The sequence below is a fragment of the Desulfovibrio desulfopostgatei genome (genome assembly GCF_053570645.1).
The window spans coordinates 1,328,319-1,342,269 of sequence record NZ_JBRBQS010000002.1 but is presented as its reverse complement, the minus strand read 5'-3'; the positions used below and the strand labels follow the sequence as shown (position 1 = coordinate 1,342,269).

At 57.5% G+C, this 13,951-nt stretch carries 12 protein-coding genes; 9 read left to right on the top strand and 3 right to left on the bottom strand.

The genetic code is table 11. The features are described from left to right. Positions 1–8 precede the first annotated feature (8 nt). Together ACUZ9Q_RS05980 and ACUZ9Q_RS05975 are read right to left on the bottom strand one after the other, a co-directional pair. Complete coding sequence (locus ACUZ9Q_RS05980; protein ID WP_300552940.1) at positions 9–1,316, bottom strand: MFS transporter; 1,308 nt, start codon at positions 1,314–1,316, stop codon at positions 9–11. Positions 1,317–1,353: 37 nt separating this feature from the next. Continuing rightward, positions 1,354–2,289 carry a hydroxyacid dehydrogenase gene (locus tag ACUZ9Q_RS05975; protein ID WP_308585905.1) on the bottom strand — a complete coding sequence of 312 codons (936 nt, stop codon included), beginning with the start codon at positions 2,287–2,289 and terminating at the stop codon, positions 1,354–1,356. 268 nt (positions 2,290–2,557) lie between these two features. Here ACUZ9Q_RS05975 and ACUZ9Q_RS05970 point away from each other — a divergent pair, with 268 nt between their 5' ends. The 9 genes from ACUZ9Q_RS05970 to ACUZ9Q_RS05930 all read left to right on the top strand — a co-directional run bounded on the left by ACUZ9Q_RS05970 (position 2,558) and on the right by ACUZ9Q_RS05930 (position 13,311). Then, positions 2,558–4,516 (top strand): sigma 54-interacting transcriptional regulator, encoded by a 1,959-nt coding sequence (locus tag ACUZ9Q_RS05970; RefSeq protein WP_449247514.1) that lies wholly within the window; start codon positions 2,558–2,560, stop codon positions 4,514–4,516. A 464-nt stretch (positions 4,517–4,980) separates the two neighbouring features. Further along, a complete protein-coding gene (gene hutW / locus ACUZ9Q_RS05965) occupies positions 4,981–6,399 on the top strand; it encodes a heme anaerobic degradation radical SAM methyltransferase ChuW/HutW (RefSeq protein WP_300551671.1) in 1,419 nt (472 codons plus the stop codon). Then, positions 6,383–8,491: a TonB-dependent receptor plug domain-containing protein gene (locus ACUZ9Q_RS05960; RefSeq protein ID WP_449247513.1), complete on the top strand. Its 2,109-nt coding sequence runs from the start codon at positions 6,383–6,385 to the stop codon at positions 8,489–8,491. Before hutW ends, ACUZ9Q_RS05960 begins: the two co-directional genes overlap by 17 nt. A gap of 76 nt (positions 8,492–8,567) precedes the next feature. After that, a complete protein-coding gene (locus tag ACUZ9Q_RS05955) occupies positions 8,568–9,113 on the top strand; it encodes an MptD family putative ECF transporter S component (protein ID WP_449247512.1) in 546 nt (181 codons plus the stop codon). Next, the gene (locus tag ACUZ9Q_RS05950) at positions 9,091–9,870 is read left to right on the top strand and encodes an energy-coupling factor transporter transmembrane component T family protein (RefSeq protein WP_449247511.1); all 780 of its coding nucleotides are present in this window, start codon (positions 9,091–9,093) and stop codon (positions 9,868–9,870) included. The genes ACUZ9Q_RS05955 and ACUZ9Q_RS05950 overlap by 23 nt, the downstream gene beginning before the upstream one ends. Further along, positions 9,870–11,369: an ABC transporter ATP-binding protein gene (locus ACUZ9Q_RS05945; protein ID WP_323390074.1), complete on the top strand. Its 1,500-nt coding sequence runs from the start codon at positions 9,870–9,872 to the stop codon at positions 11,367–11,369. The genes ACUZ9Q_RS05950 and ACUZ9Q_RS05945 overlap by 1 nt, the downstream gene beginning before the upstream one ends. An 11-nt stretch (positions 11,370–11,380) precedes the next feature. Then, positions 11,381–11,905, top strand: coding sequence for a heme utilization cystosolic carrier protein HutX (hutX, locus tag ACUZ9Q_RS05940; RefSeq protein WP_215647726.1), 525 nt, complete (start codon positions 11,381–11,383; stop codon positions 11,903–11,905). Next, positions 11,902–12,411: a flavodoxin family protein gene (locus tag ACUZ9Q_RS05935; RefSeq protein WP_215647725.1), complete on the top strand. Its 510-nt coding sequence runs from the start codon at positions 11,902–11,904 to the stop codon at positions 12,409–12,411. Before hutX ends, ACUZ9Q_RS05935 begins: the two co-directional genes overlap by 4 nt. A 72-nt stretch (positions 12,412–12,483) precedes the next feature. Beyond that, positions 12,484–13,311 (top strand): TonB family protein, encoded by an 828-nt coding sequence (locus ACUZ9Q_RS05930; RefSeq protein ID WP_449247510.1) that lies wholly within the window; start codon positions 12,484–12,486, stop codon positions 13,309–13,311. A 102-nt stretch (positions 13,312–13,413) separates the two neighbouring features. Here ACUZ9Q_RS05930 and ACUZ9Q_RS05925 read toward each other — a convergent pair whose 3' ends face one another. Beyond that, positions 13,414–13,932: a metal-dependent transcriptional regulator gene (locus ACUZ9Q_RS05925; RefSeq protein ID WP_215647723.1), complete on the bottom strand. Its 519-nt coding sequence runs from the start codon at positions 13,930–13,932 to the stop codon at positions 13,414–13,416. Between the last annotated feature and the right edge of the window lie 19 nt (positions 13,933–13,951).

The window sequence follows — 13,951 nt, the reverse complement described above, 5'->3', positions numbered from 1 at the left end:
AAAGCCCATTAGCGGAACCGACGCCCTTCTGCGGGGTCGGCCTTCTTGAGAATCAGCAGGTTAACCAGGCCCAGCGCACCCACAAAAATGAGGATATAGGCTGGAATCATGATGTCGTTGAATTTGGAGATGAGCCAGGTGGCCAGAAACGGAGTGGTGGCCCCGCCCAAAACAGCCCCCATGCTATGCCCGAAGGAAACCCCTGTGCTGCGCACGCGGGGCGGCAACAGCTCCGGGTACATGGAATATGACCCAGCCTGGCACAGGGCATAAGGGATCATGGTGGTAACCAGTGCAAAGATGGCCATGCCAAAGCCCTTGCCCATTATGGCGTAGCAGGGATAGCTCAGCACGATATAGCAGACGTAGCAGGCCACCAGCGTTTTAACAGGGCCTACGCGGTCTGTGATGAGGCCGAACACGGGTATGAAGAGGGCCGCGCAGGTCACTGCTATCAGGACGATAAAGCCAACTTCGGTGGCAGGCATTTTAAGCACTGTGCGCATATAGATGGCGACATACACGGTACCGCAATACGTACCCACGTTCTGAACCAGGGAGTACATGAACAGCTTGCACAGTGAAGCAGGATACTGACCTATCAGCTCCTTGATGGGGGCCTCAGAAAGCTTGCCCTCGTTCTTCATGTTGGTGAAGTCGGGAGTATCCTCGATTTTTAGACGCATCCAGAGGCAGCCGAGCATAAGGGGCATGGCCACCAGAAAGGGTACGCGCCAGGCCCAGCTTGCGCTTTCGCCAACAAACAGATAGGCGGCCAGCCCGGTAAGGCCAGCGGCCCCGGCCTTGCCCAAATTGGCCACGCTGGGCACAAAGGAAAGATACAGGGAGCGGCGTTCTGCGGGCGCCCATTCACGAATGTACGAAGCCGCGCTGCCTATCTCGCCCCCGGCGGAAAATCCTTGCAATATGCGGCAAAGAATCAGCAGGATGGGCGCAGCAATGCCTATCTGATCGTAGGTGGGCAAGCAGCCGATGGCCGTACAGGCCACACCAATAAGCACCACCGTAGCCACAAGCGAAAGCTTTCGCCCGTAGCGGTCACCAATGTGCCCGAAAAACAGGCCGCCCAAAGGCCGGACGATAAAGGCCAGACCAAATACGGCCAAGGTGGACAGCAATGAAACCGTGGGGTTGTCGCTGGGGAAAAATTCCTTGGATATGCGGGCAGCGCAGTAGCCGTATACTGAAAAATCGTAATATTCCAAAAAAGTACCGAATGCGGCGGCCGCAGTGGCCTTTTTTGCTTCACGCAATTTCTGTTCTTCAACCGGCGAGGTTGTATCCGTCTGAGTCATAGCGGAATCCTTTTCGGTAACAGGCTAAAACAAAAGGCTATACCGCATAGGGATAGAGCGGTTTTTCACCGTGCAACACGGCAAGCACATCGTCCACAACCGTATTGCCAACGCGCACAAGCGATTCGTGCGTACTGCCGCCTATATGCAGGGTGCCAATAAAGTTGGGCAATTGCAGCAGAGGATTTTCCATGGTGGGGGGTTCCTGCACAAATACGTCGCTGGCAGCGCCGTAAATAGTCTTGCGCGCCAAGGCCTCGTAAAGGGCGGATTCGTCAATAACCCCGCCGCGCGCGGTGCTGACGATAACGGCCGTGGGCTTGCAGCAGGCAAACTGCGCGGAGCCTATGAGACCTCTGGTCGCTTCGGTAAGTGGTACGCTCACGCTGATGTAGTCTGCCTCGCGCAACATGCTTTCAAGAGTTTCATGCAAGTGCACGCCGCGCTCTTTCGCTGTGGCCGCTTTCATATAAGGGTCGTAGACATGAACCTCCATGCCGAACCCGTTCACGGCAATCTGCGCCACGCGTGAACCTATGTTGCCGAAGCCTACAAGGCCAAGCGACTTCCCGGAAATCTCAAGGCCTGTAAGAGTTGCGGGGGCTATGCGCTCTGCCCCTCGGCGTATGTGCTCCATATTGTCGCGCAGCTTGCGGGCAGTGGCGAGAATAAAGCCAAAAACCAGTTCGGCTACTGAATTTACGTTGCTCAGCGGGGTGTACACAACAGGTATGCCCCGCTCCTTGGCTGTGACCAGATCAATGGCGTTCACGCCAACGCCATGCTTGCCGATAACCTTCAGCCCCGGTGCAGCAAGAATCTGCTCGCGCGTGACGGACGCCGCGCGCACAATGACCGCATCCGCTCGGGAAAGGTCGTTTTTTTCCGGATCATCCCACGCCACTACTTCCGCCTCGGCACGCAGTTTGCGCATGGCGCTTTCGTCTATGGGTTCTATGACATGAACTCTCATGGTGTCCTCCCTATGAAACATGGCGAATGCATTCTTGCGCCAAAAAGCAAGAGACATGCCAGTAGAGTCCAGTGGTTGCAGGACAACACAAATAAATTTAAAAATTCATATTTTACAATATATTACAACAAATAAATATTGTTTTACCTTCAGCCAGCCCCAGAATACCGGCGGGTTCAGAATGATGATGTTGCATCTTTCTGTTTCATTTATGTTTCACTTGATATACCATGTATCAAAAGGAAACAATTTGCAGATGGAGACGTCCATGGTTCATATCCGCAGGGAAGACATTCTGTTCATCACCCCAAGCGAACCGATTACCAACACTATCAGCAACATTTTCAGCCGCATCGGCGAGAGCTTTCTTGTTTATGAAGCAGCGCTGGAAGATGCAGTGCGCCTTGCCCAAAGCCATATCGACCAGGGAGAGGCAATGGTTGTAGTCAGCAACGGCGGCACGGCTGCCCTGCTTAAAGCAGCCCTCAAAACGCATGTGCTGGAGCTTAGGTATACGAGCGTGGACATGCTGCGCGCAGTCAACCGCGCTTTTGGCCTTGCGGATAAAATCGCGGTGGTGGGATTTGAATCCTTCACCTACAACGCTCTTGCCCTAAAGGATTTTTTTGAAAAACCGGTGATTGTGGAAACCCTGACGGATCTTGCCGATATATCGGAAAGACTGCGGCAGCTCATTGCCAGAGGCGTAAAGGCCTTTGTGGGCGGCTCGCCCGTGGTAAACGCCGCTCGGGCTCTTGGCGCGCAGGGCGTACACATCGACATGGATCCGCGCGTCATTCAGGACGCCATTGAAGAGGGCAAGCGCATTGTTTCGCTCCAGAAGGAAAAAGACCTGCGCCTCGGCACAATCAATGCCCTGCTCAACTCCATCAACGATGGCATTATCGGCATTGATGCCTCGGGGCATATCTCTGAGATAAACCGCATCGGCCTTGAGCTGCTTGGCCTGCGGCGGCAGGATGTGGTGGGGCGCGACGTGCGCGAGGTTTTGGGCATGCCCTGGGAATCCTGCATCCAGACGCCTGAAAACGAGCAAGCCTCCGAAGTATGCCTGATAGGCGGCAATTCTCTTGCCGTTACCAGTGTGCCCATCCACGTGAACGGACACAGCCGGGGCGCGGTGCTTACCTTGCAGGAAGTACGGCGCATCCAGTCTCTGGAGCAGCGGGTGCGCAAACGGGTACGTGATTCCGGGCACGTGGCCAAAAGCACCTTTGCCGATGTGGTGGGAAAATCGGAATCACTGGAAAAAGCGAAAAAACGGGCCTTCACCTATGCGCAGTCCGAAAGCACTGTTCTCATTTACGGCAAAACAGGTACAGGCAAGGAACTCTTTGCGCAGTCTATCCACAATGCCAGTGCCAGGGCAGACAGCCCCTTTGTGGCCGTAAACTGCGCCGCTCTGCCAGAAAACCTGCTTGAAAGCGAGCTGTTCGGCTATGTGCGGGGGGCTTTCACTGGCGCCAGCGAAAGCGGCAAAATGGGTCTTTTTGAAATGGCCCACTGCGGCACCATTTTTCTGGATGAAATAAGCGAAATGCCTTTGCCCCTGCAATGTCGCCTGTTGCGAGTCCTACAGGAAAAAGAGGTCTCGCGCGTGGGCGACAACAAGGTAACGCCGGTGGACGTGCGCATTATCGCCGCCACCAACCGCAATCTGGCGAAAGAAGTTCAGGCGGGACGGTTCAGGGAAGACCTGTACTACAGACTGGCGGTGCTCATTCTGGAGCTTCCCCCGCTGGTGGAGCGCTTGGGGGATATTGGCCTACTGGCGCGGTTCATACTGCACAGAAAATCCAAAGAACAGCACAAGCCCATGCCACCGATAGATCCACGTGGGATGGCGCTTCTGGAAACTATCCCCTGGCCGGGCAATGTACGGCAACTTGCCAATGTTCTGGAGCGGGCCATGGTCATTGCCCTGCATGGTGTGCTTTCTGAAGACATCATGGCTGATTCCCTGCGCAGTTGCCACCCATACGAACAGACATGCCCAAACGACATTGCCCCAGTTGTCAGACAACAGGACTCCTCTGCCGCCAGCCTTTATGCTCTGGAAGCACGCGCCCTGCGCGACATGTTGCGGCAATGCGGCGGAAACAGGAAAGAAACTGCGCGCCGACTGGGCATTGGGCGCGCCACACTTTGGAGAAAAATGAAAAAATTCGGCCTGTTCGAGCAGGAAATTTTGCCCGAAACCGGGTAAGAACCTGAACAGGAAAACAAGTAATAACACCGGATACAACCATCTGCGCATAGGCCTGCTTTCCCACTACGCTGCCATCCCGTGAATCGGCTCCGCTTCATTCAGGTGCTCCTACGTCAAGGAGCACCATCTTTTAAACAGCATAATATCAGATGGATTGTCACTGACACGTTGTTGCCGGATAAACTGCCGAATTCAGGCAACCCCTCAGGCAAATTGCAATCTTTTTTCTGCCCCTCCCACCGCGATCACACCTTTCTTTTTTCCGCAAATATTGCAGCCAGCAGCGCTGACGGTCTTTGGCTCCCATCTGCTTCCCCCCGTCCCTTTTTCATTGTCATCCGTGCGCTTGCCCGAATTGTTGAACTTTTCCCTAGCTGGTATTGACATTCTTTTTCAATTTAATTAATTGAATTTAACAGAATTAGTTAAGACTAACTTTTATTTGCAATCGAGGAACGCAAATGCAGCCCCAACCTAACCAGAAAATTTACGAAATGCCCGACCTGGGCAAATTATCGGCGGCGTCAGGGCGCGCGCCCAAAGACCTTTCCGCTTTTTTTGCCAAAGAAGGCGTATGCGCCCTCTCGCACGCCTTTGACGCAAAAATCGCCATGCACCCCGGCACTGGCGGCAACATGATTGAGCCGGAGAGCATGCAGAGCCATATGGATCTGCTTTTGGCCTCGCCCCTCAAGGGCAAAACAGTGGCCTACATCCATGTGCCATTTTGCCAGACGCATTGCCTCTACTGCGGGTTTTACAACAAGGCCTATCACGAAAGCGACAGCCGCCTGTATGCCGACGCCCTGCTGGCGGAGCTGCAAATGTGGCGTGAGCGCAAGGCCGTGCAGAGCACGCCGGTTCATGCCGTGTATTTTGGCGGCGGCACCCCCACAGCCCTTGAAGCGGAAGACCTCAAGCGCATTCTTGAAGGAGTGCGCGAGGCGCTCCCGCTTGCCAACGACTGCGAAATCACTGTTGAAGGCAGGCTCACCAATTTCGGGCCTCGCAAAATGGAAGCCTGCCTTGAAGGCGGCGCAAACCGCTTTTCGCTGGGCGTGCAGAGCTTCCATACCTCCATCCGGCAGTCCATGGGGCGGCTTGGATCGCGTGAAGACATGGAGCGCGGCCTTGAGCAGCTTTTGAGCTACGATCAGGCCGCCGTCATTGTTGACCTTATTTACGGTTTCCCCAACCAGACGCTGGAACTCTGGCGCGAAGACATTGCCGTTGCCCAGTCCCTCAACCTTGACGGGGCAGATTGCTACCAACTCAATGTATACCGCCAGACCCCGCTTGGGCGCGGCATAGAACAGGGCAAGATTGCCCCCACGGCGGATATTCCCCTCCAGTCGGCCATGTACGCCGCAGCGGTGGAAGACATGGAAGGGGCCTTCTACCGTCGCCTTTCCCTCAGCCACTGGGCGCGCACCTCGCGCGAGCGCAACCTCTACAATCTGTACGTCAAGGCTTCGGCCAACTGCCTTGCTTTCGGCCCCGGCGCAGGGGGCAATCTGGGCGGGCACTTTTACATGAACAACAGCAACTACGCAGAATGGCAGCAGGATGTACGTGACGGACGCAAACCTCTGGCCTTTGTGCAAAGCCCCCAGCGCCACTACTTCCTCTACAGGTCGGTCGCCGAGTGTATGGAGCAGGGCTGGATGGATGTAAAAGGCCTTGAGCGTCGTTTTGCCCTGCCTCTTGGTCAAATATGGGAGCCAGTGCTTGCCCAGTGGCAACGCGCCCAACTGCTTGAATGGCATGATGGCCGGGTGGTGCTCACCCTGGCCGGGCAATTCTGGCAGGTAAACCTCACACAACTTTTACTCAATTTTCTCAAGGCGATGCTGGAGGAAAAGAATGTCGCTGCTGCGTAGATTAAACGCCCAGGCCCTGCCCTTGGGCCTTGCCGGACTGCTGCTTTGGGGAGCGCCGGCCACAGCACAGACCCTTGAGACGGAAACGGTCAAGGTTTCTGCCTCAAGGGTGGAAAAGGAACTGCTCGACGTGCCCATGTCGGTCAGCGTGGTCACCAAGGAACAGATCAAGGAATCGACAGCGACAACTGTCGGCGGCCTTCTGGAAGACGTGCCCGGCGTGCAGGTTGTCAATTCGGGCGCTCAGGGGCTGAAGCGCATATCCCTGCGCGGCGAAAACCCCACCCGCGTGCTTATTCTCATTGACGGGCAAAAAATTGCCGAAAACAAATCCATGGACGGCACGCCCCTGCTCGTTGACCCGGCCATCATTGAACGCATCGAGGTCATCAAGGGCCCTGCCTCTGTGCTTTATGGCTCCGAAGCGCTGGGCGGCGTTGTAAACATCATCACCAAGAAGGGCGGCACCAAGCCCATCCAGGGGCAGATAACCAGCAGCTACAATGGATCGACCAAGGGCTTTGACGAAAGCCTGTCCATCTACGGCGCGTACAAGGGATTCAAGTACCGCGCCACGGGGTTCAACACCTATCAGCACAACCTGTCTACGCCTGAAGGCGAGGCCCCGCATTCAAAGTTCAAGGAGCAGTCAGGCTCAGCCTTCCTCAGCTACGACTTCAGCGACAAGTTCACTCTGGGCGGCTCCTACGAGCAGTTTTACAGCGATGTCATGGCCGGAACCACGGAAGACAATTCGTTCTACGTTGACATATCCCCCTGGGAGCGCAAAAAAGCCGCCGTTTTCATGGAGGCCAGAAACCTCACGTCCTTCCTGCCCAAGCTCCGGCTGGATGCCTTCTGGCAAGACACCCACAAAAAGATGCTCAACCATGTGGAGGCGAACTCTGGCACAACATCAGTGCTCATGAACAACTACGCGGACAACACCAACGAGCAATGGGGCGCGAGCATGCAGAGCGACTGGGCTCTGGGCGAAAGCAACTACCTCATTGCCGGTTATGAATTCAACCGCGACGGGCTGGATGCCGACACCAATACCTATTCCAACATGTCCATTCCCATAACGCCGTTCATGACCAGAAAAATCAATTCCCTCACGCACTACAAGTACGAGGGCTACATGGACACGAATGCCGTGTACGGCCTCATGGAAACCAAACTGCCGTGGGACTTCACCCTCAACTACGGCGTGCGCCAAACCTGGGTGCGCTCAACCATGAACACGGCGCGCGGGGACAAAACCACCACATCCCAGATGATGGGCCCGCCCACCACTACGTATTCCAATCCCAGCGCTGGGGGCGAGGGCAGCTCATGGGAATCGCAGCCGGTATTCAACCTGTCGCTCATGTGGCAGGGCATTGACGACATGACCTTGCGGGCCGGTTTTTCGCAGGGGTTCAGGGTGCCCAACCTTCAGGAGAAATATATCATCTCCAGCATGGGCGGCGGCACAATTGAACCCAACGCATCACTCAAACCCGAGCACTCCAACAACTGGGAAGTGGGCGCGCGCTACGCGGCTCACGGGTTGGCTCTTGATGCGTCACTTTTCTACACCGTGGCTACGGACTACATTGCCACCGAACAGACCGGCAACAATATCTACCGCTACCGCAACGTCAGTTCGGCCAAAACCCACGGCATGGAGCTGAGTGGCAGCTATGACCTGCCCTTCGGCTTCACCCCCTACGTTTCCGCCACCTGGATGAAACGCCAGTATGACAACGGCGACTACACCACGTGGAAAACCGGCGTGCCGGAATGGACAGGCCGGGCAGGAGTGCGTTCGCTCCACTCCGTCACCGACGACGTGGACATCATCGGCGATGTTTATGCCCGCTTTGCCAGCCAGACCCAGACCGAAAGCGGCTCTAGCCGCATCGAATACAAAAACGATGCGTGGACAACGGCCAACGCCATGCTGGGTGTAAAGTTCGGCAAGGAAAAACAGTACATGGTTGTGGGTGAAGTGCTTAACATTTTTAACCAAAAGTACAGCCTTGAACCCAATGCCGCCATTTACGAACCGGGGGTTCACGCCAACATCAAGGTGAGTGTGGAATTTTAAATCAGGTATCCGCCCTTGTGTTGATATTGAATTTCGTATTCATTTTCTATACAAGGGCGGATATTGGAGTTACACCATGAGTGAACTGGTTCATCGATACTGGAGCGCCCACGAGCTCGTTGTCATTGGGGTTTTTGCCGCTGCGGCCAAGGTTTCCACATTGTTGGTGGCCCTGGCCGGGGGCGGCATGAATCCGGTTTCGCTGCTGCTGAAAAACCTGATCTACACGACCCTGCTGGTGGTAATGCTCTACAGGGTGCGCAAGGCAGGAACCTTGCTGCTGTTCTCTCTGGTCAGCATGCTTGTGAGCGCCCTGCTGCTGGGGGCCAGCATCACCCTGCTGCCCGCCATCTTGCTGGGCGCTCTGATGGCCGAGGCATCTGTCGCCCTTTGCGGCGGCTATGGTCGGGCATGGGGCCCGGTGCTGGCCGTGGGCGTGTATGACATTGTCAGCAGGGCCAGTTCGCTGGGGATTTCCTGGTTGTTCATGCGCGAAAACCCTTCCCTGCTCATGGCGGCGGTTCCGGTGGTCATATTGGGGTATCTGGGGGCGGCGGCGGGCCTGTTCACCGGGTACAACGCTGTAAAGGAGCTGCGCCATGCGGGCATTGTTCGACAATAACGCGGCAGACGCCGCAGGCTGGCTGCCAAAGGTGGACGCGCGCGCAAAACTGGCCCTGAGCGTGGTAGCGGCAATCGGCTCACTGGTTGTTTCAAACATTCAGGGGCAGTTGCTGCTTTGCGGATTTTCCATGTGCTACGCGCTTTCTCTGCGCAAACCCAAGGCGCTGCTCTGGGCATATGCTTTCTTTACCCTCATGTGCGGCATGGCAATGGGCTGCATGTGGATCATGGGGCAGTTCATGCCATCGCTCAACAAAGCCGGATTTACAGGGCTTGTTGTTCCCTTTTTACGTATGCTTACCATGTTGCACGTGGTTTTGCCCATGGCGCTTTCCACACGTGTGCAGGATCTGCTCAATGCACTGCGCGGCATGCGGCTGCCGTTCTGCATCTATCTGCCCGCAGCGGTTGTGGTGCGCTTTATCCCTACCTTTCTGGCCGATGTGCAGCAGGTCACGGAATCGTTGCGGCTTCGGGGCTACAGACTTTCACCATGGGGTATCACCCGCCATCCGGTGCAGAGCATGCGACTGCTGTTCACTCCCCTGCTGTTCCGCTCGCTGCGTACATCAGAAGACCTTGGCATCGCGGCAGAACTCAAGGGGTTGGGCTACGGCAAAACCATGACCCCCTATAAAACCTGCCATTGGGCCCTGCGCGACACCCTGCTGCTGATTGCGGCCTGTGCGGCGCTGGGGGCGGCTCTGGCTCTGCAAATGCATCTGGGCGGAACCAGCCTTGGAGGAATGCGCTGATGCTACGTTGTGAAAACGTCACCTACACTTACCCGCACCAGCAAACCCCTGCCGTGCGCGACCTCAGCCTTACGGTAGAGCCGGGCGAACTCGTGCTCTGCACCGGTGCAAGCGGATGCGGCAAATCCACGCTCATCCGGCTGCTCAACGGCCTGTGCCCCCATTACTTCAGCGGTACGCTGCAAGGCCGGGTGCTGGTCAACGGCGCGCCCACCACGGAGCAGACTCCGCCCCAGATTGCCCGTCAGGCCGGAACCCTGTTTCAGGATCCCGAGCAGCAATTTTTTGCTCTTAATGTTGAAGATGAACTTTCATTTGCTCTGGAATGGCAAGGCCTTGGCATTGAAACCATGCGCCATGCCGTTGCCGGGGCCGTCAGACAGTTTGGCCTGGAGAAAATTTGCCGGTCATCCATACATCAGCTTTCTGAAGGCCAAAAGCAGAAGGTCGGTCTTGCCTCCCTGTGGACCCAACGCCCGCAGGCCCTTGTGCTGGACGAACCCACAGCCAACCTTGATCCGGAATCCACGGCCGAGCTGGCCCTCAAGCTGGCCCATCTCAAGGAGCGCGGCATGGCGATTCTGGTGGTTGACCACAGGCTCTACTGGCTGGCTGACGTGGTGGACAGGGTTGTTGTGATGCGCGAGGGGCGCATTGAGGCGGAGGGCGACTTTGCCATGCTGCACGATGCGGAACTGCGGCGGCGCTTCGGCCTGCGCGAGGCCCGCGTTCCCGATGCGCGCCGCACCCTGCCCGGCTGCACCAGCGCGCACGGGCTGATACAGGCCCGCAACCTCACCCATGCGCACAAGGGCCGCAAGCCCCTCTACGAAGGCGTCAATTTTGACCTGCCCGGCGGCGTCACTGCCATCATCGGGCACAATGGAGCGGGCAAAACCACTTTGGCCCGGATTCTTGCGGGCCTCGACCAGCAGCAGAACGGTGAAATCCTCATTCGCGACCAACCGTGCGATGCAAAACAGCGTATGCGCCACAGCGGCCTGGTGTTGCAGAATGCCGACCACCAACTGCACATGCGCACCGTGGAGCAGGAGGTGCAGACCTGTCTGGAACTGGCCGGGCAAAAGGATCCCGACCATGCGCGCATGCTGCTTGAAGAATTCGGCCTGCTGCAACTCGCGGGGCGGCATCCCCAGTCGCTTTCCGGCGGGGAAAAACAGCGTCTGGTCGTTGCCTGCGCTCTGGCCAAGCGCCCTTCCCTGCTCATTCTGGACGAACCGACCAGCGGCCTTGACGGGGCCAACATGCACAGGCTTGCAGCCGCCATTGAGCGGCAGGCGCATCAGGAACGCAGCGTGCTGCTTATCACGCATGATCTGGAGCTGCTGGCTGGCATGGGGCGGCAGGCGCTGCGCTTGCCGCTGGTTGGCCCCCGACAAATCGAAACCCCGCTGACGGAAACTCCCGCCCGCAGGCAGAGCGGCAATGCCCCGGGTATCACCGCCCAACACAACAACCCCACCGCTCAGGTGGTGTAAAGGAAGTTGCCATGGCAACGGCAAACGGCAATGCACTGGCAGACAAGGTAGCGTCCCTGCTGGCAGAGAAAAAAATGGTCATGCTGGACACGCTGGCGCAGGCCTGCGGCGTCAGCGAACTTCAGGCGGCAGAGGCTCTGCCCCAACCCATGCGGGCCTTTGCCGCAGCGGCGGACTTTGACGCCATATGGGCCGACCTTACAGCGTGGGAATCCGCCACATTTATCATGCGCCACGGCGGCAGCGTTGTGGAGATCAAGGGGCAAATCCCTGCGGGCAAGCACGGGGGCGGCTATTTCAACCTTGATCACGGCTGCCCCCTGGGCGGGCACATTTGCAGCAACAATATTGCCCACATGGCTTTTTTGTCCCTGCCCTTCATGGGGTTGGAAAGTCACAGCATCCAGTTTTTTGATGCAGCGGGCGCGGTTGTGTTTTCCATCTACGTAGGGCGCGAAAACCGCGCGCTCATCCCCTCGGTAAAAGAACGCTTTCTGGCGCTGCGCGCGGCGCTGGGCATGGAGAATGTGCAATGAAAACTCTGGTGGTCTACTCCTCCCGCACTGGTAATACGGAAAAGGTGGCCCGTGCCGTGGCTGAAGGTCTGCACGCCTGCGACATCTACCCTGTAAAGGATGCCCCAAACCCCAGCGGCTATGATTTTGTGGCAGTAGGCTACTGGGTGGACAAAGGCATGCCCGATGCCGATGCCAAACGGTATCTTGAGAGCATCGAAAACTGCACCGTGGCCCTGTTCGGCACCCTTGGGGCATGGCCGGACTCGGAACACGCCGCAGATTGCAAAAAAAAGGGAGAAGCCCTGCTCAACGAGCCGCAACGCGGCAACAGGGTTCTGGGGTCATTCCTGTGTCAGGGCCGCGTTGACCCGGCGGTGGTGGCCATGATGCAGAAAATGGCCGACAACGCCCACCCCATGACGGACGAGCGCCGCGCCCGCCTTGAAGAAGCCGCCAAGCATCCTGATGAGGAAGACTGCCGACAGGCGCGGGAATACATCACGGCCCTTGCAGCCACGGTATAACAGAACAGGCCCGCCTGCGGCGGTGCCGCAAAAACCTGCCGCAGGCGACATTCACGCATGGAGGTCAACATCATGAAAAAACTGTCAGTCTTGCCCGGCCTGTGTTCAGGATCAACCATGGCTTCGCTGACGTTGCACGGTGGCCTTATCGCCCTTGCCCTGCTGTTGGGTGGGCAGGCCTCCTTGCCGCAGGAAAAGGTCTATCGGGTGTCGCTTGCGCAGATGGCTGCCAGCGTTCGCCCCTCTGCTGCCCCGGGCTTGCCGGATGGGGGCACGGCAGCTCCGGCGAGGGCGGTCACGGCGCAAGAGGTGATAAAGCCGCAGAAAGCGCAGCAGCCCCAGCCGCAACCTGTGAACAACATGGCGCAGGCCTCTGAAAAAATGGTTTCGCCAGTCAAAAAAAAGACCCGCGCGAGCAAGCCCCCGCAACAAGCAGTACAGCGGGCCGTGCAACGAGCCGAATCGGTCAAACCTGTGCAAACCGCCGCTGCCGTGCAGATGCAGCAGCAAAACGCCGCAGGGACAGCCCCCGGCGCAGGGGCTGAGGCGCAGTCCAGGGGCGTTACAGACGGCAAGGGAACCGCAGGGCATGGAAAAAACGGCACGGGATCAGGCGGCGCAGCCAGCCCAAGCGTGCTGCACAAACTGCTGGGGGCCATAGAACAGTATAAAAACTACCCCAAGCACGCACGGCGCACCGGAGCCGAAGGCACAGCCATTCTGCTGGTGCAGGTGGGCAATGATGGCAAGGTCACTGGCTCCTCGCTGCACAGGGGCAGCGGCCACGGCGTGCTGGATTCGGCCACGGAGCAGTTGGGTACAAGGCTTGCCGGTCTGGATACCGGAGTTCGCGGCAGCAGCTTTAGCGTGCGGGTGCCTGTGGAATACTCGCTCCACTAGAGCGGGTTGACCGAGAGCGCCCCCGCAAGTGCTGATGGTGCAAAAATCCGCCCTGTTGACGCATGCAAAAGCCTGCCCGGCGCACTGATTTTGGCCTGTCGGTCAGTCTTTTACAAACTCTTTGCGATGCACGATTGCTGGCGGCGCCTTGGGACTTGCCGCATGTTGCTTTGTGGCGTGCTCTTCGCGCAGGGCTTCTGTTTTTTGCTGCCAATGCTCCCACTCGCTCTGCGTGTGGTGCATGTACAGCACAAACTGCCGCCAGCGCAGCATCACATCCTCAGGAATGACGTGTTCCAGCTCACAGGCCACACTTGCGGCTCTGTCTTCTGAAAGTTGCAGTACATTCTGAAAAAAGTCTTTCAACACCATGTTGCGGTGCGCCAGTTCCTGCCCGGCACGAAGCCCTTTTTCGGTCAGATTTACAAGGCTGTATGGGGCGTAGGTCACGTAGCCGCGCTTTGCCAGCTCGCGCAGGGCGTTGGTTACAGAGGGGCGGGCAACTCCGGCAGCATCGGCAATGTCGCTGGGCCTACAGGCCCCGGCGGCAAATTCCTGCCTGAAAATAATGGCGAGATAATTTTCCAGCGCTGGCGAAAGCAGCTTTTCGTCTTCGGCCATTGGGGGCGGCTCCTTGATA

What these genes read in the sequence shown, in the direction of transcription:
- ACUZ9Q_RS05980 (WP_300552940.1), bottom strand. Translation starts at nt 1,316, where the DNA reads ATGACTCAGACGGATACAACCTCGCCGGTTGAAGAACAGAAATTGCGT.
- ACUZ9Q_RS05975 (WP_308585905.1), bottom strand. Translation starts at nt 2,289, where the DNA reads ATGAGAGTTCATGTCATAGAACCCATAGACGAAAGCGCCATGCGCAAA.
- ACUZ9Q_RS05970 (WP_449247514.1), top strand. Translation starts at nt 2,558, where the DNA reads ATGGTTCATATCCGCAGGGAAGACATTCTGTTCATCACCCCAAGCGAA.
- hutW (WP_300551671.1), top strand. Translation starts at nt 4,981, where the DNA reads ATGCAGCCCCAACCTAACCAGAAAATTTACGAAATGCCCGACCTGGGC.
- ACUZ9Q_RS05960 (WP_449247513.1), top strand. Translation starts at nt 6,383, where the DNA reads ATGTCGCTGCTGCGTAGATTAAACGCCCAGGCCCTGCCCTTGGGCCTT.
- ACUZ9Q_RS05955 (WP_449247512.1), top strand. Translation starts at nt 8,568, where the DNA reads ATGAGTGAACTGGTTCATCGATACTGGAGCGCCCACGAGCTCGTTGTC.
- ACUZ9Q_RS05950 (WP_449247511.1), top strand. Translation starts at nt 9,091, where the DNA reads ATGCGGGCATTGTTCGACAATAACGCGGCAGACGCCGCAGGCTGGCTG.
- ACUZ9Q_RS05945 (WP_323390074.1), top strand. Translation starts at nt 9,870, where the DNA reads ATGCTACGTTGTGAAAACGTCACCTACACTTACCCGCACCAGCAAACC.
- hutX (WP_215647726.1), top strand. Translation starts at nt 11,381, where the DNA reads ATGGCAACGGCAAACGGCAATGCACTGGCAGACAAGGTAGCGTCCCTG.
- ACUZ9Q_RS05935 (WP_215647725.1), top strand. Translation starts at nt 11,902, where the DNA reads ATGAAAACTCTGGTGGTCTACTCCTCCCGCACTGGTAATACGGAAAAG.
- ACUZ9Q_RS05930 (WP_449247510.1), top strand. Translation starts at nt 12,484, where the DNA reads ATGAAAAAACTGTCAGTCTTGCCCGGCCTGTGTTCAGGATCAACCATG.
- ACUZ9Q_RS05925 (WP_215647723.1), bottom strand. Translation starts at nt 13,932, where the DNA reads ATGGCCGAAGACGAAAAGCTGCTTTCGCCAGCGCTGGAAAATTATCTC.